The sequence below is a fragment of the Mycobacterium sp. MAC_080597_8934 genome (assembly GCF_000523975.1).
GTDB lineage: Bacteria > Actinomycetota > Actinomycetes > Mycobacteriales > Mycobacteriaceae > Mycobacterium > Mycobacterium avium.
In genome coordinates this window covers 371,433-390,021 of sequence record NZ_JAOS01000028.1, presented here as the reverse complement: position 1 = coordinate 390,021, position 18,589 = coordinate 371,433, and the positions used below count along the sequence as shown (strand labels likewise).

Annotated in this window: 16 protein-coding genes and 3 pseudogenes; 8 read left to right on the top strand and 11 right to left on the bottom strand. The window is 67.9% G+C overall.

Annotated features, from left to right (window positions below; genetic code table 11):
- The 4 genes and pseudogenes from NF20_RS16945 to NF20_RS16935 all read right to left on the bottom strand — a co-directional run.
- Positions 1–596 (bottom strand): annotated as a pseudogene (locus NF20_RS16945) (integrase); the annotation flags it as partial.
- Positions 593–1,150, bottom strand: a complete 558-nt coding sequence (locus NF20_RS28960; protein ID WP_050594239.1) for a tyrosine-type recombinase/integrase — start codon at positions 1,148–1,150, stop codon at positions 593–595. The pseudogene NF20_RS16945 and the gene NF20_RS28960, both read right to left, overlap by 4 nt.
- Before the next feature lie 194 nt (positions 1,151–1,344).
- Positions 1,345–1,680 (bottom strand): site-specific integrase, encoded by a 336-nt coding sequence (locus NF20_RS28955; protein WP_255322614.1) that lies wholly within the window; start codon positions 1,678–1,680, stop codon positions 1,345–1,347.
- Between the two features lie 71 nt (positions 1,681–1,751).
- A pseudogene (locus NF20_RS16935) lies at positions 1,752–2,765 on the bottom strand (IS256-like element IS1245 family transposase); the annotation flags it as partial.
- A 121-nt stretch (positions 2,766–2,886) separates the two neighbouring features.
- On the opposite strand from NF20_RS16935, the pseudogene NF20_RS16930 reads away from it, so the two are divergent.
- Positions 2,887–4,059: pseudogene (locus NF20_RS16930) on the top strand (adenylate/guanylate cyclase domain-containing protein); the annotation flags it as partial.
- 486 nt (positions 4,060–4,545) lie between these two features.
- Here the strand turns inward: NF20_RS16930 and NF20_RS16925 are convergent.
- Positions 4,546–4,854, bottom strand: a complete 309-nt coding sequence (locus NF20_RS16925; protein WP_019732445.1) for a helix-turn-helix domain-containing protein — start codon at positions 4,852–4,854, stop codon at positions 4,546–4,548.
- Positions 4,851–5,255, bottom strand: coding sequence for a type II toxin-antitoxin system RelE/ParE family toxin (locus tag NF20_RS16920; protein WP_003873387.1), 405 nt, complete (start codon positions 5,253–5,255; stop codon positions 4,851–4,853). Before NF20_RS16920 ends, NF20_RS16925 begins: the two co-directional genes overlap by 4 nt.
- Before the next feature lie 317 nt (positions 5,256–5,572).
- On the opposite strand from NF20_RS16920, the gene NF20_RS16915 reads away from it, so the two are divergent.
- On the top strand, positions 5,573–6,772 hold the full coding sequence (locus NF20_RS16915) for an FAD-dependent oxidoreductase (protein ID WP_075362332.1): 1,200 nt from the start codon (positions 5,573–5,575) through the stop codon (positions 6,770–6,772).
- A gap of 156 nt (positions 6,773–6,928) precedes the next feature.
- Here the strand turns inward: NF20_RS16915 and NF20_RS16910 are convergent, their stop codons facing one another.
- Both NF20_RS16910 and NF20_RS16905 read right to left on the bottom strand, forming a co-directional pair.
- Positions 6,929–7,693 carry a superoxide dismutase family protein gene (locus tag NF20_RS16910; RefSeq protein ID WP_023900746.1) on the bottom strand — a complete coding sequence of 255 codons (765 nt, stop codon included), beginning with the start codon at positions 7,691–7,693 and terminating at the stop codon, positions 6,929–6,931.
- A 42-nt stretch (positions 7,694–7,735) separates the two neighbouring features.
- Complete coding sequence (locus NF20_RS16905; RefSeq protein WP_003874400.1) at positions 7,736–8,044, bottom strand: WhiB family transcriptional regulator; 309 nt, start codon at positions 8,042–8,044, stop codon at positions 7,736–7,738.
- A 398-nt stretch (positions 8,045–8,442) separates the two neighbouring features.
- On the opposite strand from NF20_RS16905, the gene NF20_RS16900 reads away from it, so the two are divergent.
- From NF20_RS16900 to NF20_RS16890, 3 genes are all read left to right on the top strand, one after another.
- A complete protein-coding gene (locus NF20_RS16900) occupies positions 8,443–9,255 on the top strand; it encodes a hypothetical protein (RefSeq protein WP_170945464.1) in 813 nt (270 codons plus the stop codon).
- Between the two features lie 90 nt (positions 9,256–9,345).
- The gene (locus NF20_RS16895; RefSeq protein WP_011726026.1) at positions 9,346–9,924 is read left to right on the top strand and encodes a sigma-70 family RNA polymerase sigma factor; all 579 of its coding nucleotides are present in this window, start codon (positions 9,346–9,348) and stop codon (positions 9,922–9,924) included.
- Positions 9,911–10,711 carry an anti-sigma-D factor RsdA gene (locus NF20_RS16890; protein ID WP_019733849.1) on the top strand — a complete coding sequence of 267 codons (801 nt, stop codon included), beginning with the start codon at positions 9,911–9,913 and terminating at the stop codon, positions 10,709–10,711. Before NF20_RS16895 ends, NF20_RS16890 begins: the two co-directional genes overlap by 14 nt.
- 1 nt (position 10,712) lies before the next feature.
- On the opposite strand, the gene NF20_RS16885 is transcribed toward NF20_RS16890, so the two are convergent.
- The gene (locus NF20_RS16885) at positions 10,713–11,126 is read right to left on the bottom strand and encodes a DUF5319 domain-containing protein (protein ID WP_003879523.1); all 414 of its coding nucleotides are present in this window, start codon (positions 11,124–11,126) and stop codon (positions 10,713–10,715) included.
- A gap of 161 nt (positions 11,127–11,287) precedes the next feature.
- Between NF20_RS16885 and guaB the strand changes: the two genes are divergently transcribed.
- The 3 genes from guaB to NF20_RS16870 all read left to right on the top strand — a co-directional run bounded on the left by guaB (position 11,288) and on the right by NF20_RS16870 (position 15,906).
- Positions 11,288–12,883: an IMP dehydrogenase gene (gene guaB, locus NF20_RS16880; RefSeq protein WP_003874394.1), complete on the top strand. Its 1,596-nt coding sequence runs from the start codon at positions 11,288–11,290 to the stop codon at positions 12,881–12,883.
- Between the two features lie 7 nt (positions 12,884–12,890).
- Positions 12,891–14,018: a GuaB3 family IMP dehydrogenase-related protein gene (locus NF20_RS16875; protein WP_003879524.1), complete on the top strand. Its 1,128-nt coding sequence runs from the start codon at positions 12,891–12,893 to the stop codon at positions 14,016–14,018.
- Positions 14,019–14,169: 151 nt separating this feature from the next.
- Positions 14,170–15,906: a GMC oxidoreductase gene (locus tag NF20_RS16870; protein WP_033712565.1), complete on the top strand. Its 1,737-nt coding sequence runs from the start codon at positions 14,170–14,172 to the stop codon at positions 15,904–15,906.
- Positions 15,907–16,066: 160 nt separating this feature from the next.
- Here the strand turns inward: NF20_RS16870 and NF20_RS16865 are convergent, their stop codons facing one another.
- Together NF20_RS16865 and NF20_RS16860 are read right to left on the bottom strand one after the other, a co-directional pair.
- The gene (locus NF20_RS16865; protein ID WP_033712567.1) at positions 16,067–17,614 is read right to left on the bottom strand and encodes an IS1182 family transposase; all 1,548 of its coding nucleotides are present in this window, start codon (positions 17,612–17,614) and stop codon (positions 16,067–16,069) included.
- 65 nt (positions 17,615–17,679) lie between these two features.
- Complete coding sequence (locus NF20_RS16860; protein WP_019731772.1) at positions 17,680–18,573, bottom strand: TauD/TfdA dioxygenase family protein; 894 nt, start codon at positions 18,571–18,573, stop codon at positions 17,680–17,682.
- Positions 18,574–18,589: the final 16 nt, after the last annotated feature.

Here is an 18,589-nt window from a genome sequence, read left to right as displayed (position 1 = left end):
CCGCCGGCGTTTCGGCGCGGTGTCGATGACCGCGGTCTCGAACAACAGCTGCCGCAGGCTGGCCAGCCGCCCCTGTATGCCCGCCGCGACGATGGCGGCACCACGGTACGTGACAGCGCGGCGTCGAAGTCGTCGAGCGCGTCGCCGGTCAGGTCGGCGACCATTCCGCCGTGGTGTGCCAGCACTACCGCCAGACATTCGCCGAGGACCGTCTCGACCCAGGAACTCCTCCAGCCCAACCGAATTCCCGCATTCCGCAACGCGGCGAATCCGCTCGGATCCCGGTCCTCCACTGCGCGGCCCAGCCCGGTCAACTGTTTGACCGCGGCCAGCTCGACGTCCAGCCGTAACCGGCCGGTGCCGATCGTGTGACAGATCAGCGGCCACGCCCCGGTGTCCCGTATCTCGGCGATCCGCTCGGCTGCCGGCAGCGTCATCCAGGCGTGCAGGTCGCGGTGGCGTGCGGTGAAGTCGCGAGCGATCCGAATCCGGTCGCGTACCGCCCGCCCGCTCAAACCCAGGGTGGCGACGTGGTCGAGATAATCCGCCACCACCTCGTCGGCGCCTACGGGTTGGCCGACCAACACCGTGGTCACTGCCGGGCTCCGGCCAACGTCGCACGAGCAGCACCGTATTCGGCGGCGAGCTGCTCGATCGACAAATGCACGTAGCGGGCCGTGGTCTCCGGCGAGACATGCCCCATCAACGCCCGCAACGCCAGCAGATCGATTCCGGCCGCCGACAATTCGGTGCCGTAGGTATGCCGTAAACGGTGCGGGCGGACTCTTGTGGCGCCAGAGGTCTCCCGGTGCCGACGGAACAGGCTGCGCAGCCCGGCCTCGCTGACCGGTGCACCGGTCGTCGGGCCGCGCAGCACTACGAAGCACTGCGGCGTCGCCAACCCCGGCGGCCGCTCCCATCGCAGGTAGGCGGCGAGCTCGGTGAAGAACGCCGCATCGACCGGGACATGACGTTCCTTGCCGCCCTTGCCGATCACCCGAAGCCGGCGCCGGCCCATATCGACGTCGGCGAGCAGCAGGCCACGCGCCTCGGCCGAACGCAGCCCTCCGAGTAGCATCACCAGCACCATCGCCCGGTCCCGGTGCGTTGCCAGTGTCGCCAGGAACGCGTCGACATCGTTGGTGGACAACGATTCCGGAAGACGCTGCGGCTGACGCACCAACCTACCGCCACTGCGTGCACGCCCGGGACCAGATGACCGAGCAACCCCGCTGCGACTGGCGCAGCCCTGTCCCCGCCGCGGCGACGGCACCGGATTGTCGGTGCAGACACCGGTCATCACCAGATACTCGAATAACGCGCGCACTGCCGCGACCCGGCGGTTCACCGTCGAAGCTGCCGGCGGGTCGACGAGCGGTGACCGCCGGTGGGCTGGTCCGTTCGGCGGACGCCTTGCCAGTCGATCCAGTCGAACACCAACGGCGCATCGACCGCGGCGAGCCCGACCGCTTGCTGGACGAGGAACCGGCTCAAATTGGCGACGTCGAATGCGTAGGCCCGCACCGTGGCCGCGCTGAACCCCCGTCCCGCCAAATGGTTGAGAAACGCGTTCACCGCGTCCTGCCCGTCCCAGTCGCCCTCCAGGACATATCCGCTGTCGCTCTTGAGTACCCGCATCGCCGCTCCGCCTTCCCCCACCGAGATGCAGACAGCATCCATCCGTGCTCAGCGCTTGTGCGTGAACCTCACGCTGCAGCCCGAACCGTGTCCCCGGAGAGCCGGTTAACGGATAGTGGGTTGGTTGACCAGATCTTTTTCCAGTGGGCCACCGGGAAGTCGGCGAAGGCGGTGATGTCGGCGGCGGCCTCGCGCAACATGGTTTCGACCTTGGGGAACTGGCGGCCGAGCATGCCGGCGATGGTGTCGAGTTGTTCGCGCACGTGCTCGGCGTCTGGCTGGGCGAAGACGGTGCGGATCGCGGCGGCGACCATCTCTGCGGAGCCCTTGGGCACTTGGGCGAGCACGTTGCGCAGGAAGTGCACTCGACACCGCTGCCAGGCGGCCCCGATCAGCACGGCGTCAATGGCACTGCGCAGTCCGGCATGGGCATCGGAGATGACCAGTTGGACTCCGGCCAGACCGCGGGATTTCAACGACCGCAAAAACGCGGTCCAGAACGCCCCGTCCTCGGAGTCTCCGACCTCAAAGCCCAGTACCTCGCGGCGCCCGTCAGCGGCCACCCCGGTGGCGATGACCACCGCCTGCGACACCACCCGATGATTCACCCGGGCCTTGCAGTAGGTGGCGTCGAGGAAGACATACGGAAAGCGCTGATCACCCAACGGCCGGTCCCGGAAGGCCGCGACCTCGGTGTCGAGGTCTTTGCAGATCCGGCTGACCTCGCTTTTGGAGATCCCGGTATCGGTACCCAGTGCCTTGACCAGATCGTCGACCTTGCGGGTGGAGGTGCCGTGCAGGTAGGCCTCCATCACCACCGCGAACAAGCACTGATCGACCCGGCGACGCCGCTCCAACAACGCCGGGAAAAATGACCCGGTGCGCAGCTTGGGAATCCGCAGTTCCAGGTCCCCTGCGACCGTGGACAGCGTGCGCGGACGCGAGCCGTTGCGCTGATTGGAGCGGGTCTCGGTGCGCTCATGGGGAGAAGCCCCGATGAACGCGGTCAACTCCGCGTCGATCAAGGCTTGGTAGATCGTTTCGGCGGCTTGAGTGATCCGCTCACCGGCATCGGCGGTGCGCAGTGCGTCGAGCACCTCCAGCAAGGCAGACTGGTCCAGGGCCATCGCGATGTTCCTCTCGGTAGTGATTCTTGGTCGTTTCACCACAGAGACTCACGCGATGGCCCTCTTACGTCAGGGACCGACACGCCGCCATCACTTACACCACTCCCCGGGACGCTCCCCGATTGTCAGTGTGCTCGCCGGAGCTCATGGGATGCGGGTCGTCGAGTACGCGATCGCGGGTGGCGCTATGGGAATCGTCACGACACTGATCAGTTTGCACACCTTCATGGAGGGATCATTACGCCCGGTGAGAGCAGCGCTGGCGGGGGATTCGGGCATCGGCGACGCTTTACCGCGCTCCCGCCCGACCTTCGCCTGGTGGTTGGAAGTCTCGATGCTCAGCGCTCTGTGCAACTTCACAACCGCGGGCATGATGGTCGGAGCCCTGCTCGGCCGGGTCAGCGATTCCCCGCTGCTGCCCCTCTTGATCGCCTGCGTGGCGACGGCGGCACTCGCGGCGCCGGTCACCGTGGGTGCCATTGTCTCACCGGCATTGCATCCGATCCGTGACCTCGCCGAGGGCACTGAACGCGTTGCGGCAGGCGATTACACCCGTCGCGTACCGGTGGTCCAGGACGACGATCTCGGCGCGCTGACGGCGTCCTTCAATCGGATGCAGGCGGGATTGACTGAGCGACAACGGCTGCAGGCGGCTTTCGGCACTTACGTCGACCCGGCTCTGGCGGCCCGACTGCTCGAGCAGGGCGATGACGTGTTCACCGGCGAGCGCCGCGAGGTCACCGTGATGTTCGTCGACGTCCGCGATTTCACGCCGTTCGCCGAGGTCAATAGCGCCGAGGACACCGTCGCGCGTCTCAACGCTCTGTTTGAGATCGTCGTGCCTGCGGTCGTCGACGGCGGCGGACATGTGAACAAATTCCTGGGAGACGGCGCACTGGCGGTGTTTGGTGCCCCGAATGATCTTGCGGATCATGCGGATGCGGCGGTGAGCGCAGCGCTGCTGATTCATCGCCTCGTCGCTAAGCGTTTCGGCGGTGTGCTTCGAATCGGCATCGGGATCAACACCGGTGTGGTGATCGCCGGAACCATCGGCGGCGGCGGCAAACTTGAGTTCACCCTCATTGGTGACGCCGTCAACGTTGCGGCCCGCGTCGAGCAACTCACCAAGACGACCGGTGACGCGATCCTTGTTACTCAGCAAACCGTAGACGCCTTGGTTTCTCGACCGCCCGGACTGAGCGACAGGGGTACTCACGCCCTGAAGGGCAAGTCAGCCACCACAGCGGTTTTCGGCCTCGACCCAGCCGTCACGCCTTCGCATCGCCTCGGCTGAATGCCGAACGCTCGCCACCCAGTGGGATGGCATGGTTTACATTCAGCACTGTAGATCTTTGGATCTCGATCGATTGCGTATCGCTTCCCGGTCCATTCCACGGCGCTTTGCGCGCCGAGCAGATCGGGTATCTGACGAGCCGAAGGGGTGGTACTTCGCCGTGGTGTCCTCGTCGTCTTCGGTGGACGACAGCGGTCGCGCGACAGTCCGACAGGTGTCTCTAGCCGTGCTAGACGGGTGATCGTGTTGCATCGGAGTCGGTCTTGGCGACATCCGCGAATACGGTTACCTGATCTGTGCCGCGATCGAGTTGAGGCCGATGTGCGACGAGATCTGTTGTACTGCTTCGGTTCTCCGTCGATCCTGTATCGATGGCCCCGTCATTCGACTGCTTCTGAGCGCCGAGGGCACCCGAGAATCACAAGCCGCAGCCGGTACCTGGACACCGTTCTCGAAGCCTTCGCCCTGGGTCTCGGTCGTCGCGCTTTACAGACTGAGGAGAACCCGTGACCCGTCCGGACGCTTGACGGACACTTCCAGCTCACCCCCAGTCGCTTCCACGTACTTGCGGAGAGTGTCGACCCGGCTGGTGCCGAGATCGCCATGTTCCATCTGCGAGACGCGGTTCTGCCCGACGCCAATAGCCGCAGCGAGAGTCGTCTGCGTGTAGCCGGCAGCCTCGCGCAGTTCACGGAGACGGTAGTGGGCAACCTCGCGGTCCATCTCCGCCTTGATCGCGTCGATACGGGTCCGGTTGCCGGGACGGCGACGGCGCATGTCATCAAGATTGGTCATCGTTTCTTACCCTTCCTTGGTTTCCGATTTGTGGCTTTGGCTGCTGCCTTGTGCAAACGCTTTTGGTGAGCATCGAAGAGCTCGTCGGCAATGGGAATGTGCTTGGCATACCACTTGGACCAATTCCCCGCCTTGTCTCCAGCGATCAACATGATCGCCCGCGACCGGGTATCGAAGGCGAATAGCACGCGAATGTGGGCTCCAGCTTTCGTGGGGCGCGGACGGAGCTCCTTCATGTTCGGGTGCCGTGACCCTTCAAGGGTGTCCACAAACGGCCGCCGGGTAATTGGACCGTGTTCCTCCAACTGCTCGAGCGCTGCTATCAAGTTGTCGTACTCCTCGTCATCGAGGGCGTCCATCCAGGCTTCGATGAGAGTCAGGTCAACCTCCCATTTCCGCACTACCGCATGATATCAGCTAAAGCTGATATCAGCTAGGGGTGATGTCTCGAGTGTCCGGGTCCCCAACCGCCCATGGTCGGACGACTCAAGTCGATCACCCAGACCGCGGTGGTCGACATGCCGCCCGAGGACGTTGACGTGATCTGAAATGAGGCGGCCCCAAGGTCGGACATCGGCCAAGCCGTGACATTTGGCAAAGCCTGTCGGGTTACTACGCCGGTCATCATCGGGGCCAAACACTGGGCTTGGCCACCAAACGGCAGCGGTAGCTCGCGGATGAGCCCGGCCCGGATCGCGGCCTGAGGTAGCCTGCGCAAGTGATCCGGACTCAGGTGTGCGTTGCCGGGGGCGGTCCCGCCGGGATGGTGCACGCGCTGCTGCTCGCCCGGGCCGGAATCCCGGTCGTCGTCTTGGAAAAGCACAACGACTTCCTGCGCGACTTCCGCGGCGACACCGTGCATCCGACCACGCTGCGGATCATGGACGAGCTGGGCATCATCGACGAGTTCCTGCGCCTGCCGCACACCAAGATCGACACCGTCGCCTTCGACACCGACGGCTCGATTCGCACCTTCGGCAACTTCAAAGTGCTCAAGCGGCTCGGCTTCAACCAGCCCTATATCGCCATGATGCCGCAGTGGGACTTTCTCGACTTCATCGCCGAAAAGGCTTCTGCCTACCCGGAATTCACGCTTATCCGCAACGCTGAAGTGACCGACCTGATCCTCGATGACGATCGAGTGGCCGGCGTGCGCACCCCCCACGACGAGGTGCGGGCGGATCTGGTGATCGCCGCGGACGGACGCAAATCCGCGGTGCGCGCCGCCGCGGGGCTGCGGACGGCCCAGGCGCACTCGCCGATGGACGTGCTGTGGTTCCGGCTGAAATGGCGTCCGGGCGACCCCCGGGAGCTGTTCGGCGTGTTCCGTAAGGGCCTGATGATGGCCATGATCTACCGCGGCGACTACTGGCAAGTCGCCTATCTGATGCCGAAGGGCGCCAGCCCCAAGGGCGGATCGTTGGAGGAGTTCAAGGAACGGATCGTCACCGCGCAGCCGCGGTTGCGCGAACACGTGAACGACCTGACCTCGTGGGACGACACCAGCGAGCTCGACGTCCGGGTGGACAGGCTCGAAACATGGTGGCGCACCGGCCTTTTGTGCATCGGCGACGCCGCGCACGCCATGTCGCCGGCCGGCGGCGTCGGGATCAACCTCGCCGTCGCCGACGCGGTGGCCGCCGCCAACATCCTGTGCGCGCCGCTGCAACAGGGCCGGGTGACCGATCGCGATCTGGCGAAGGTGCAGCGGCGACGCGAACTGCCCACCCGCATCGTGCAGGCCGTCCAGGTGCTGATGCAGGACAACGCGATCGCGCCGAACCTGAACGGTGACCTATCCCCGATCCACGTCCCGAAGATCGTGGGTTTTGGTCCGCTGCAAGCCATTCCGCCACTTGTGGTCGGCCGCGGTTTCCGTCCCGAGCATGTCCGCACGCCGGACGTGCACGCGCGGTAGCGCCGTCAGAGCCCAACGATGCTGATGACGATGCCCACCACGATGCACACCGAGAGGGATAAGGGCCACCGCCGTGACGCCCCAGGCGCCGGGCAAGTGGAGGTGCGGCCACAGCAGGCCGAGCAGCACTCGGTGAGCAGCCCGTGGGCTTGAGCGTCACCGCCCGGGCGGCAGGCTGGGCGGCGTGGTCACGGTGGTGGTCGGGGTGGACGTCGCGGTCGGCGTCCCGGTGACCGTGACCGTGCTGGTGCTCGTGCTGGTCGACGGCGGCGGCACCGCGACGGTGGTGGTGCTCGTCGTGACGCTGGTCGTCGGCGTGGTCGTGGTGGAGGTGGCCGACGACGCCGCGATCACCCCGCAGGCCAGCCGTTTACCGGAATCGGCGGCGGGGGTGTTGGCCAGGTTGTTCGCGTTCTGGTGCAGGATCAGCGCGCTGCCCGAGCTGGTCCTCAGGTCCGCGGCGGTGAACGCGTTGCTGGTGGTGACCAGTTTCGCGGAGCCGTCGGAGCGCACCTGCAGCGCGGTCAAATCGCCGCTGGCGGGATAGCCGGTGTGGTCCGGCGCCTGATAGACCGCGCCGGCGGATTCGAAGTCACCGGTCGAACCGCCCGTCGGCGCAGTCGAATTCGCCTCGCACTTGCCCACCGCGTGGATCTGCAGGCCGTGGAACCCGGGGCTCAGCACCTGGTTCGGGCCGGCTTCCACCGTCACCGTCGCGTAGCCGTTCGCGAATTCGAAGCTGGCGTTGGCGACCGGGATCCCCTCGGCGGTCTTGAGCTGGGTGGTCAACCGCTCCGATCCGGGCACCGAGCTGGTCAGCGGTGCGGTGTTGGGTTGGCTGCTCTGCTGGTTCGCGCAGGCGGCCAGCGGTGCGGTGGCCGCGGTGACCGCCGCCACCGCGAAGGTTGCGCCCTTGTGCATGGGCGCTGCCTACCCGGATCGGCGCAGGCCGAAACGGCGGTCTCAGGCCGAGCGGCGGATACCGCGCCCGCGGCCGATCTCGCCCTTGAGCAACAGATCACGCTCGGATTCCGACAGGCCGCCCCAAACCCCGTACGGCTCGCCGACTTCCAGCGCGTGCGAGCGGCACTCCTGGATGACCGGGCACTGCCGGCACATTTCCTTGGCCCGCTGCTCGCGCTGCATGCGGGCGCGGCCGCGCTCGCCGTCGGGATGGAAGAACATCGACGAGTCGACACCGCGGCACAAGCCATGCAATTGCCAATTCCAGATGTCGGCGTTGGGCCCAGGTAGCTGCTCCGGCTGTGGCATTGGTTCGTTCCCTCTCTGCACCGCCCACTCGAGGTCAGGTCGTGAAAGCGATGGTGTGCAACTTAAATTAAGTGGAGCGGAGTCCCCGATGACTACCCGTCTCGCCTAGACGGTAGGGGGGACGGCGAATTTCCGTCAATAGCCACTTAGCCCGGCAAAGTATGTGCCCGTCCGCGCAAAATTAACGTTGCGTTCATGTCCGCTGAAATTGCCAAAGCAATGCCCTGCTACCAGGCACTTGATCGAAACGTGATTTCCCAGCTCAGCGCGCGGGCGACGGTCCGGTGGAATTTATCCATGGGCTATAGTCATTAACGGATCGGTAACAAGAAGACCACAAACTGTTTACTACATCATTGTGATTGAAACTCGTCACACTTCGGCGGTCGGGGGGCGCGGTGCAGGCCAACGTTGACGGCTCCGTCGACCGGTTGTTGGCCGAGGCCGCATTCGGCGACCGGCCCGACCGCTGGCCCCTGCCCGCGGCGGGCACGCCCGCGCAGCTGTGGTTGCGCGCCGTCGCCGCCGGGGGGCAGGGACGTTACGGCGCCGCGCTGCACGATCTGGCGCGGCTGCGCCGCACCGCGACCGCCGGGCGGCTCGCCTCGCTGGCGCACAGCACCCAGGGGTCGTTCCTGCGCCAACTCGGGTGGCACGCGCTGGCGCGGGGCTGGGACGGACGCGCCCTGGCGCTGGCCGGCGACGACCCCGAGGCGGGCGCCGACGCGCTGATCGGGCTGGCCGCCGATGCGCTGGGCGTCGGCCGCTTCGCGGCCGCGGCGGCGCTGCTGGCCCGCGTCGAGCCGCTGCTGGACTCGGAAAACATTGTGCCCCACCGTATTTCGGTGCGCCGCGGTTGGGTGGCCGCCGAACTCGCGATGGCCCGCGGCGACGGCGAACTCGCCGTCCGGCGCGCCGGGGAGGCGGTCGAGGCGGCGGCGGCCGGGGCGGCGGCGCGCCACCAGGTCAAAAGCGAGGTGGTGCTGGCCGCCGCGCTGTGCAGCGCCGGGGATATCGAGCGGGCCCGCGCGATCGCCGACACCTCGCTGCACACCACCGCCCGGCTGCGACTGGTGCCGCTGCGCTGGGCGCTGGCGTGCTTGCTGATCGATATCGGAAGTGTGGAGTTTTCGTCACGGCAACTGCACGAAATCCGGGAAGTCTGCGCAGGCCAGGTGCGGCGCGCCGGTGGAACGTGGCGTTCCGCTTGAAACGGCCGTCGGCCCGTTATTGTCATTTCGTTAGTTAGCCCGGTTGGCCCGCGATGTGTCCGCTTCGTAACGTTGGAGATATCACCGTCGATGACAATTCCAGCAGGGGAACGTCTCGATGCTGTGGTCGCCAAGGCCGTGACGGGAGACCACAACGCACTCCGGGAGGTGCTGGAGACCATCCGCCCGATCGTCGTGCGATATTGCCGGGCACGCGTCGGCACGGTCGAGCGGGGTGGCCTGTCAGCCGACGACGTGGCACAGGAGGTGTGCTTGGCGACCATCACGGCGCTGCCGCGGTATCGCGACCGCGGGCGCCCCTTCCTGGCTTTCCTGTACGGCATCGCGGCCCACAAGGTCGCCGACGCGCACCGGGCCGCCGGCCGCGACCTCGCCTACCCGACCGAGTCCATCCCCGATCGCTGGTCCAACGATGCGGGGCCCGAACAGCTTGCCATCGAAGCGGATTCGGTGAGCCGGATGAGTGAGCTGTTGGAAATCCTGCCGGCCAAGCAGCGCGAGATCCTGATCCTGCGCGTCGTGGTCGGCCTGTCCGCCGAGGAGACCGCGGCCGCCGTCGGCAGCACCACCGGCGCGGTCCGCGTCGCCCAGCACCGCGCACTGTCGCGGTTGAAGTCCGAGATGATCGCGGCAGGTGACTGTGCCTGAATCCCTGGATGAATTCGCCCGCACCGACCTGCTCCTCGATGCGCTCGCCCAGCGCCGGCCGGTTCCCCGGGGACAGGTCGAGGACCCCGACGACCCCGACTTCCAGATGTTGACCACCCTGCTGGAGGACTGGCGCGACAACCTGCGGTGGCCGCCGGCCAGCGCGTTGGTGACGCCCGAGGAGGCGGTCAACGCGCTGCGCGCCGGCCTGGCCGAACGCCGCCGCGGCCACCGCGGCCTGGCCGTGGTGGGGTCCGTCGCGGCCACGCTGATGCTGCTCAGCGGCTTCGGCGCGATGGTGGTCGAGGCCCGCCCCGGCAGCACCCTGTACGGGCTGCACGCGATGTTCTTCGACCAGCCGCGGGTCAACGAAAAAGACCAAGTCATGCTGGCGGCCAAGGCCGACCTGGCCAAGGTGGCCGAATCGATCGACAAGGGGCAGTGGGATCAGGCCCGCACGCAGCTGACCGAGGTGAGCAGCCTGGTCGCCTCGATCGACGACCCGGCCACCAAACAGGACCTGATGACGCAGCTGAACCTGCTCAACGCCAAGGTAGATTCGCGCAACCCCAATGCCACGCTGCCCGCGGCGGCCCCCTCGATGGCCCCGTCGGTCGCCGTGCCGGCCGCGCCGCCGCCGGCCGCGTCGATCGCGCCGACCCCGGCGGCACCGCCCGCCCCGCTCAGTCCGGCGCCCGTGTCGACCCCGTCGCCGAGCCCGTCAGTGGGCAAGCATCACCACCACGGCCAGCCACCCGCGGTGGCGCCGGTGAATCCGAATCAGTGAATCAGTGCCGGCGGTGGAAGCCGTCGGCGTCCGACGTCGCCTCGTTGAGTGAGGCGTCGGCGTAGCCCCGGCAGTAATCCCACGTCACGTAGGCGTCCGGCTCGGGGTCGTAGGCGGGCTCGTGCGGGCGCACGGTGCCGTCGATCAACAGCTGCAGCAGGTTGGCCCGCAGCATGTCCCAGTCGTGGTAGTGATCCTGCTGGCACTCGTCGCAGCACACCACGAGTCCGCGAATACCCTTGTGCGCCAGCAGCGCCTCGTACACGGCCAGATCGGCGAGGTCGGCCTCGACGGCCATCCGCTCCTGCTGATCCAGCGGCTGTCCCGGCTCGACGGCATCCAGCGCCGCCGACGGATCACAGGGGTCGTCGGCGAAAGGATCGGGCGGCAAACCCGGTGGGAGGTGGTCGCGCACGCCTCTAGCCTACGCAGCCCGGCCGGGATAACGCCAGCAGGGAGCAACCCGCCGTTCGGGTCCCGTTTGGCCCGCGCGGCGCGCCCGAGCAAGCGGACTGCCGGGGCGGCCGAGCCGATAGGATGGGTCTCTCACCCCGCATCGTATGGAGGACCCCACTGATGACCCGTGGCACGTCCCACCTGGAAGACAGCTCTGACCTGGTTGGCAGTGCGTACGTGCGGGTGGGTGGCCTCGTCGACGATCCGGTGCCCACCGGGGGCGACAACCCGCACAAGATCGCCATGCTCGGCCTGACGTTCGACGACGTGCTGCTGCTGCCCGCGGCCTCCGACGTGGTGCCCGCCACCGCCGACACTTCCAGCCAGCTCACCAAGAAGATCAGGCTCAAGGTGCCGCTGGTCAGCTCGGCGATGGACACCGTCACCGAGTCGCGGATGGCCATCGCGATGGCCCGGGCGGGCGGCATGGGCGTGCTGCACCGCAACCTGCCGGTGGCCGAACAGGCCGGCCAGGTCGAGATGGTCAAGCGCTCCGAGGCCGGCATGGTCACCGACCCGGTCACCTGCCGCCCCGACAACACGCTGGCCCAGGTCGACGCGCTGTGCGCGCGGTTCCGCATCTCCGGGCTGCCGGTGGTGGACGACTCCGGCGCGCTGGTCGGCATCATCACCAACCGCGACATGCGGTTCGAGGTCGACCAGACCAAGAAGGTCGCCGAGGTGATGACCAAGGCCCCGCTGATCACCGCCCAGGAGGGCGTGTCCGCCGACGCGGCGCTGGGGCTGTTGCGGCGCAACAAGATCGAGAAGCTGCCCATCGTCGACGGGCACGGCCGGCTGACCGGGCTGATCACCGTCAAGGACTTCGTCAAGACCGAACAGCACCCCCTGGCCACCAAGGACAGCGACGGCCGGCTGCTGGTCGGCGCGGCCGTCGGGGTCGGCGGCGACGCCTGGGTACGGGCCATGATGCTGGTCGACGCCGGGGTGGACGTGCTGGTCGTGGACACCGCGCACGCGCACAACCGGCTGGTACTCGACATGGTCGGCAAACTCAAGGCCGAGGTGGGCGAGCGCGTCGAGGTGATCGGCGGCAACGTCGCCACCCGGGCCGCGGCCGCCGCCCTGGTGGCCGCCGGCGCCGACGCGGTGAAGGTGGGGGTGGGGCCCGGCTCGATCTGCACCACCCGGGTGGTGGCCGGCGTCGGCGCGCCACAGATCACCGCGATCCTGGAAGCCGTGGCCGCCTGCGGGCCGGCGGGCGTGCCGGTGATCGCCGACGGCGGGCTGCAGTACTCCGGCGACATCGCCAAGGCGCTGGCCGCCGGCGCGTCGACGGCCATGCTGGGCTCGCTGCTGGCCGGCACCGCCGAGGCGCCCGGCGAGCTGATCTTCGTCAACGGCAAGCAGTTCAAGAGCTACCGCGGCATGGGGTCGCTGGGCGCGATGGCCGGCCGCGGTTCCGGCGCCGGCAAGTCCTACTCCAAGGACCGCTACTTCGCCGACGACGCCCTCTCCGAGGACAAGCTGGTGCCCGAGGGCATCGAGGGCCGGGTGCCGTTCCGCGGCCCGCTGTCCTCGGTGATCCACCAACTCACCGGCGGCCTGCGGGCGGCGATGGGGTACACGGGCTCGCCGACCATCGAGGCGCTGCAACAGGCGCAGTTCGTCCGGATCACGGCGGCGGGCCTGCGGGAAAGCCACCCGCACGACGTCGCCATGACCGTCGAAGCCCCCAACTACTACGCGCGCTGAGGCCCACATGGTCGAGATCGGGATGGGCCGCACCGCCCGTCGCAGCTATGAACTGAGCGAAGTCAGCATCGTGGCCTCCCGGCGCACCCGCTCCTCGCAGGACGTGTCGACGGCCTGGCAGCTGGACGCCTACCGGTTCGAGATCCCGGTGCTGGCGCACCCGACCGACGCGCTGGTGTCACCGGAGTTCGCCATCGAGCTGGGCCGACTCGGCGGCCTGGGCGTGCTCAACGGCGAGGGCCTGATCGGCCGGCACGCCGACGTCGAGGCCAAGATCGCTCAGCTGGTCGAGGCCGCCAGCAAGGAACCCGAACCCTCCGCGGCGATCCGGCTGCTGCAGGAGCTGCACGCCGCGCCGCTCAACCCCGACCTGCTGGGCTCGGCCGTGGCCCGCATCCGGGAGGCCGGGGTGACCACCGCGGTGCGGGTCAGCCCGCAAAACGCCCAGGCACTCACCCCGGTCCTGCTGCAGGCCGGCATCGACCTGCTGGTCATCCAGGGCACCATCGTCTCGGCCGAACGCGTGGCCAGCGACGGGGAACCGCTGAACCTCAAGACGTTCATCTCCGAGCTCGACGTGCCGGTGGTCGCCGGCGGCGTGCAGGACCACCGCACCGCGCTGCACCTGATGCGCACCGGGGCCGCCGGCGTCATCGTCGGCTACGGCGCGACCAGGGGAGTGACCACCAGCGACGAGGTGCTGGGCATCAGCGTCCCGATGGCCACCGCGATCGCCGACGCCGCCGCCGCACGTCGCGAATACCTCGACGAGACCGGCGGCCGCTACGTGCACGTGCTGGCCGACGGCGACATCCACACCTCCGGCGAGCTGGCCAAGGCGATCGCCTGCGGCGCCGACGCGGTGGTGCTGGGCACCCCGCTGGCCGAGGCCGCCGAGGCGCTCGGCGAGGGCTGGTTCTGGCCGGCCGCCGCCGCGCACCCGTCGCTGCCACGCGGCGCGCTGCTGCAGGTCGCGATCGGGGAGCGCCCGCCGCTGCGCCAGGTGCTCAACGGGCCGTCCGACGACCCGTTCGGCTCGCTGAACCTGGTCGGCGGGCTGCGCCGGTCGATGGCGAAGGCCGGTTACTGCGATCTCAAGGAATTCCAGAAGGTGGGCCTGACGGTCGGCAGCTAGTCGCGCCTTGAGGCGCCCTTGCGCCTTGGGCCACCGGCCGGCCGTCACGCTGGCGTGACGGCCGGCGCCGAGCGTCACGCCAGCGTGACGCTCGGGCGCGGCGGCCGGAGGCCCCTGGCTTGTTACCGGCGGGTAAGGCCATACTGGTGCGATGAAGCCGGATTACGACGTCCTGATCATCGGTTCGGGTTTCGGGGGCAGCGTCAGCGCGTTGCGGCTGACCGAGAAGGGCTACCGGGTGGGCGTGCTGGAGGCCGGCCGCCGGTTCGCCGACGAGGATTTCGCCGAGACATCCTGGGACCTGCGCAAGTTCCTGTGGGCGCCGAAGCTGGGCTGCTACGGCATCCAGCGCATCCACCCGCTCAAGAACGTGCTGATCCTGGCCGGCGCGGGAGTGGGCGGCGGCTCGCTGAACTACGCCAACACCCTCTACGTGCCGCCGGAGCCGTTCTTCAAAGACCAGCAGTGGGCGCACATCACCGACTGGCGCGACGAGCTGATGCCGCACTACGACCAGGCCCAGCGGATGCTGGGCGTGGTGACCAACCCGACCTTCACCGACGCCGACCGGATCGTCAAAGAGGTCGCCGACGAGATGGGCTGCGGCGACACGTTCGTGCCCACCCCGGTCGGAGTGTTCTTCGGCCCCGACGGCACCAAGGCCCCCGGCAAGACCGTGCCGGACCCGTACTTCGGCGGCGCCGGGCCGGAACGCACCGGCTGCCTGGAGTGCGGCTGCTGCATGACCGGCTGCCGCTACGGCGCCAAGAACACCCTGCTGAAGAACTACCTGGGTCTCGCGGAATCGGCTGGGGCGCATGTGCTTCCGATGACGACGGTGAAGGCGTTCGAGCAACGCCCGGACGGGCTGTGGCAGGTCCGCACGGTGCGCACCGGCAGCTGGGTGCGCCGCGACAGGCGCACCTACACCGCCAAGCACCTGATCCTGGCCGCCGGCACCTGGGGCACACAGCATCTGCTGTTCAAGATGCGCGACGAGGGCCGGCTGCCCCGGCTGTCCAACCGGCTGGGCGTGCTGACCCGCACCAACTCCGAGTCCATCGTCGGCGCCGGCAAGCTCGAGGTCGACCCCAACCTGGACCTGACGCACGGGGTGGCCATCACGTCGTCGATCCATCCGACGCCGGACACCCACATCGAGCCGGTCCGCTACGGCAAGGGCTCCAACGCGATGGGTCTGCTGCAGACGCTGATGACCGACGGCGCCGGCCCGCAGGGCACCGACGTGCCGCGCTGGAAGCAGTTGCTGGACCAGGCCCGCGAGGATCCGCGCCGGTTGATGCGGTTGCTCAATGTCCACCAGTGGAGCGAGCGCACCCTGATCGCGCTGGTGATGCAGCACCTGGACAACTCGATCACCACCTTCACCAAGCGTGGCAGGCTCGGAATCCGTTGGTACACCAGCAAACAGGGCCACGGCGAGCCGAACCCCACCTGGATCCCGGTCGGCAACGAGGTCACCCGGCGCATCGCCGCCAAGATCGACGGCGTGGCCGGCGGCACCTGGGGGGAGCTGTTCAACATCCCGCTGACCGCCCACTTCCTGGGCGGCGCGGTGATCGGCCAGGACGCCGAGCACGGCGTCATCGACCCCTACCACCGGGTCTACGGCTACCCGACGCTGTATGTGGTGGACGGCGCCGCCATCTCGGCCAACCTGGGCGTCAACCCCTCGCTGTCCATCACCGCCCAAGCCGAGCGGGCGGCGGCGTTGTGGCCCAACAACGGCGAGAACGACCAGCGCCCCGCGCAGGGCGAGCCGTATCGGCGGCTGGATCCGATCGCGCCCAAGGCGCCGGTGGTCCCGGCCGAGGCGCCGGGCGCGCTGCGCTGGACACCGACCAAGCCGATCAGCTCGGCCAGCTAGGAGCCTGCTGAATTAGGGGATTTTTTGGGGCGGGGCGTCTCGAACCGTCTAGCGGCGTGTTGTAGTCAGACCCTGTGGGTCGACAGAAAAGAGATCGCCCCGCCGTTGTTGAGCGTGGCAGCGGTCGGCGGCTGAGGCAAGGCCTTGGTGTGAGGGCGTGTTAGGCGATGGCCCAGGTGGTGTCGGTGCGGGTCAGGCCCATGGTGAGCAGCCGACGTAGGTTCAGTGCTGCGGCGCGGTGGTGCAGCCAATGGTTGTTTTTGGCGGTTCCTCGGTAGCGGACCTTGCGGTTGCCGCGAGTGAGCCAGGCCATTGAGCGTTCCACCATGGGCCGGTGTTGGCGGTATTCGGCTTGCCAATCGGGGTCGCGGGCCGCGACGCGAGCAGCGCGCAATAATTGCTCGTGGATATGAAGGGTGAGTTTGCGTCCGCGCGTGGCGGTCGTGCACCGGGACGCCAACGGGCATGAGCGACAGTATCTTTCGAAGGTGACTCCGCCACTGGGACGGATCGGCATTCCGTGTCCAGCCGGGCAGGTCACGATGCGGGCGTCGAAATCGATGAGGAAATCGTCGCTGGTGAAGCCACCCGGAACCGGCGGGCGTAGCGGTAGCGGTTTGATCACCGCGACATGGCCGGCGTCGGCCAGTGCCGCCCGGGCGGCCCCGGTGCCATACGCCGAATCGCCCAGGACCCGCACCGGGGTGTGTTCACCCTCGAGCAGGCTCAGCCCGACGACGGCCTCGTGGTTGTCCGCGCCGCTGGCCTTGGTCAACGCGCAATCGGTGATGATTCCGGTGTCGGGCTCGACGGCAAGGTGGGCTTTGAAGCCGTCCTGGCGGCGGTGCACCGTCTTGTGAGCGTGCCGCGTGTCGGCATCGACGGTGGAGATCACGCGATCCCCACTGACCTGCTGCGCGATGCGCCAGTGCCCGTCGGTGCCATCAGAGCCCTCGACCGGTTCAACGTCTTGACCGGCGATCAACGCCAACAACGCCACCGCCTCAGCAGCCCGCGGCGCGAGTTCCTGGTCAGGCAGATAGCCCAGCACCCGGTGAGCATCACCGACCAAACCATCCACCAGCCGATCCCGAGCGGCCTTATCCTCCCACGCAATCGCGGGTTTCCCCGGATCGTCGTAATCATGGGCGCTGCAGTGGGCTTCGATCACCGCTGCAGCGCCAGGGACTTCGCGGCGCACTCGTCGGATCGCGGCGATCAACTGCGTCACGGTGTCCTGCGTGGCCACCGCATCGTCGAGCACCGTGGAATCCAAGGCCCGCCGTGTCTTGCCCGCCAACACCCCGGTCTCGGCCACCACCGTCTTGACCGCCTCAAAGATCCGGTTGGGCCGATCCGAAGCCGCCAACCGACGCCGCCAATACGTCAACGTCGTCGAATGAAACGCGCCCGCCGTGATCGGCAACCCGCACGCTGCTTTCCAGCGCAGATCGAAAGTCACCGCATCCACGGTCTCGTTATCCGAAAAACCGTGCAGGGCCTGCAAGGTGATCACCGAGGCCATCACCTCAGCCGGCACGCTGGGCCGGCCCCGCTGCGACGGGAACAAGTCCGCGAACATCTCCTCGGGAAACAACTGGCTGCGGTGCGCCGCCAGGAACGCAAACATGCTGTCGGCCTTCAGAAGATGCCCGGCAACCGACTCCGCATCCAACAACTCACGCTGATCATCAGAGCGACCCTGCACCCAACAATCATCCCCAAAACCCCAGGACAACTCGTCCCGCCACGCGGAATTAATTCAGCAGGCTCCTAGCTGGCCAGCACCTCGAGCGGGGCGCCGCTGATCACCCGGCTGCGCTCGCCGTGCACGTTGACCGGCACGTCGCCCATCAACGTGATGCGATGCATCAGCCGGGGCTGGTCGTCGTAGTCGTCGATCGCCCGGTGCTGGGTGGCGCGGTTGTCCCACATGGCGACGTCCCCCGGCGCCCAACTCCAGCGAACGGTGTTCTCCGGCATGGTGATTCGCCGCTGCAGTAGCTCCAGCAGCACGCTGGACTCGTGGCCGTCCAGGCCGACGAAACCGCGCACGAAATCCCCGGCCAGCAGGGCGCGCTCCCCGGTCTCCGGGTGCACCCGCACCACGGGGTGCTCGGTGCGAAAGTCCGGCTTCTCGAACGCCTGGCGAAACGCCCGCTGGGTGTCGTTCAGGGCGTCGGTGCGCACGTAGTCATAGCGGTTGGTGTGCAGCGCCCACAGGTTTTCGGTCAGGTGCCGCAGCGGCTCGGGCAGCTGCTGGTAGGCCGCGACCGTGGAGGCCCACAGCGTCGAGCCGCCGTAGCTGGGCAGGGTGACCGCCCGCAGGATCGAGGCCGCCGGATAGTTGGCGGCGAACGTCACGTCGGTATGCCAGCGGGTGGCCTTGCCGTACTCGGAGTCGATCGGCGTAATCACCGGAAGGTGCTTGGCGGCCAGCGCCGAGGCGGCCGGGTGCCCGATGGGGGTGCCCAGCAGCCGGGCGAACTCGAGCTGCCGGGAGTCGTCGAGGTGGTGCTGGTGACGGAAGAAGATCACCTTGTGGGTCAACAGCGCGCGGCGGATCTGCTCGACCGTGGCGTCGTCGAGGTCGCCGCCGAGGCGCACCCCGTCCACCCGGGCGCCGATCCGGCTGCCCAGCTTGGTGACGGTTATCTGACCTGTCATTGTCGTCGTCCTTGGC

What these genes read in the sequence shown, in the direction of transcription:
- NF20_RS16870 (WP_033712565.1), top strand. Translation starts at nt 14,170, where the DNA reads ATGAAGCCGGATTACGACGTCCTGATCATCGGTTCGGGTTTCGGGGGC.
- NF20_RS16895 (WP_011726026.1), top strand. Translation starts at nt 9,346, where the DNA reads ATGACAATTCCAGCAGGGGAACGTCTCGATGCTGTGGTCGCCAAGGCC.
- NF20_RS16910 (WP_023900746.1), bottom strand. Translation starts at nt 7,693, where the DNA reads ATGCACAAGGGCGCAACCTTCGCGGTGGCGGCGGTCACCGCGGCCACC.
- NF20_RS16925 (WP_019732445.1), bottom strand. Translation starts at nt 4,854, where the DNA reads ATGACCAATCTTGATGACATGCGCCGTCGCCGTCCCGGCAACCGGACC.
- NF20_RS16860 (WP_019731772.1), bottom strand. Translation starts at nt 18,573, where the DNA reads ATGACAGGTCAGATAACCGTCACCAAGCTGGGCAGCCGGATCGGCGCC.
- NF20_RS28955 (WP_255322614.1), bottom strand. Translation starts at nt 1,680, where the DNA reads ATGGATGCTGTCTGCATCTCGGTGGGGGAAGGCGGAGCGGCGATGCGG.
- NF20_RS16875 (WP_003879524.1), top strand. Translation starts at nt 12,891, where the DNA reads ATGGTCGAGATCGGGATGGGCCGCACCGCCCGTCGCAGCTATGAACTG.
- guaB (WP_003874394.1), top strand. Translation starts at nt 11,288, where the DNA reads ATGACCCGTGGCACGTCCCACCTGGAAGACAGCTCTGACCTGGTTGGC.
- NF20_RS16905 (WP_003874400.1), bottom strand. Translation starts at nt 8,044, where the DNA reads ATGCCACAGCCGGAGCAGCTACCTGGGCCCAACGCCGACATCTGGAAT.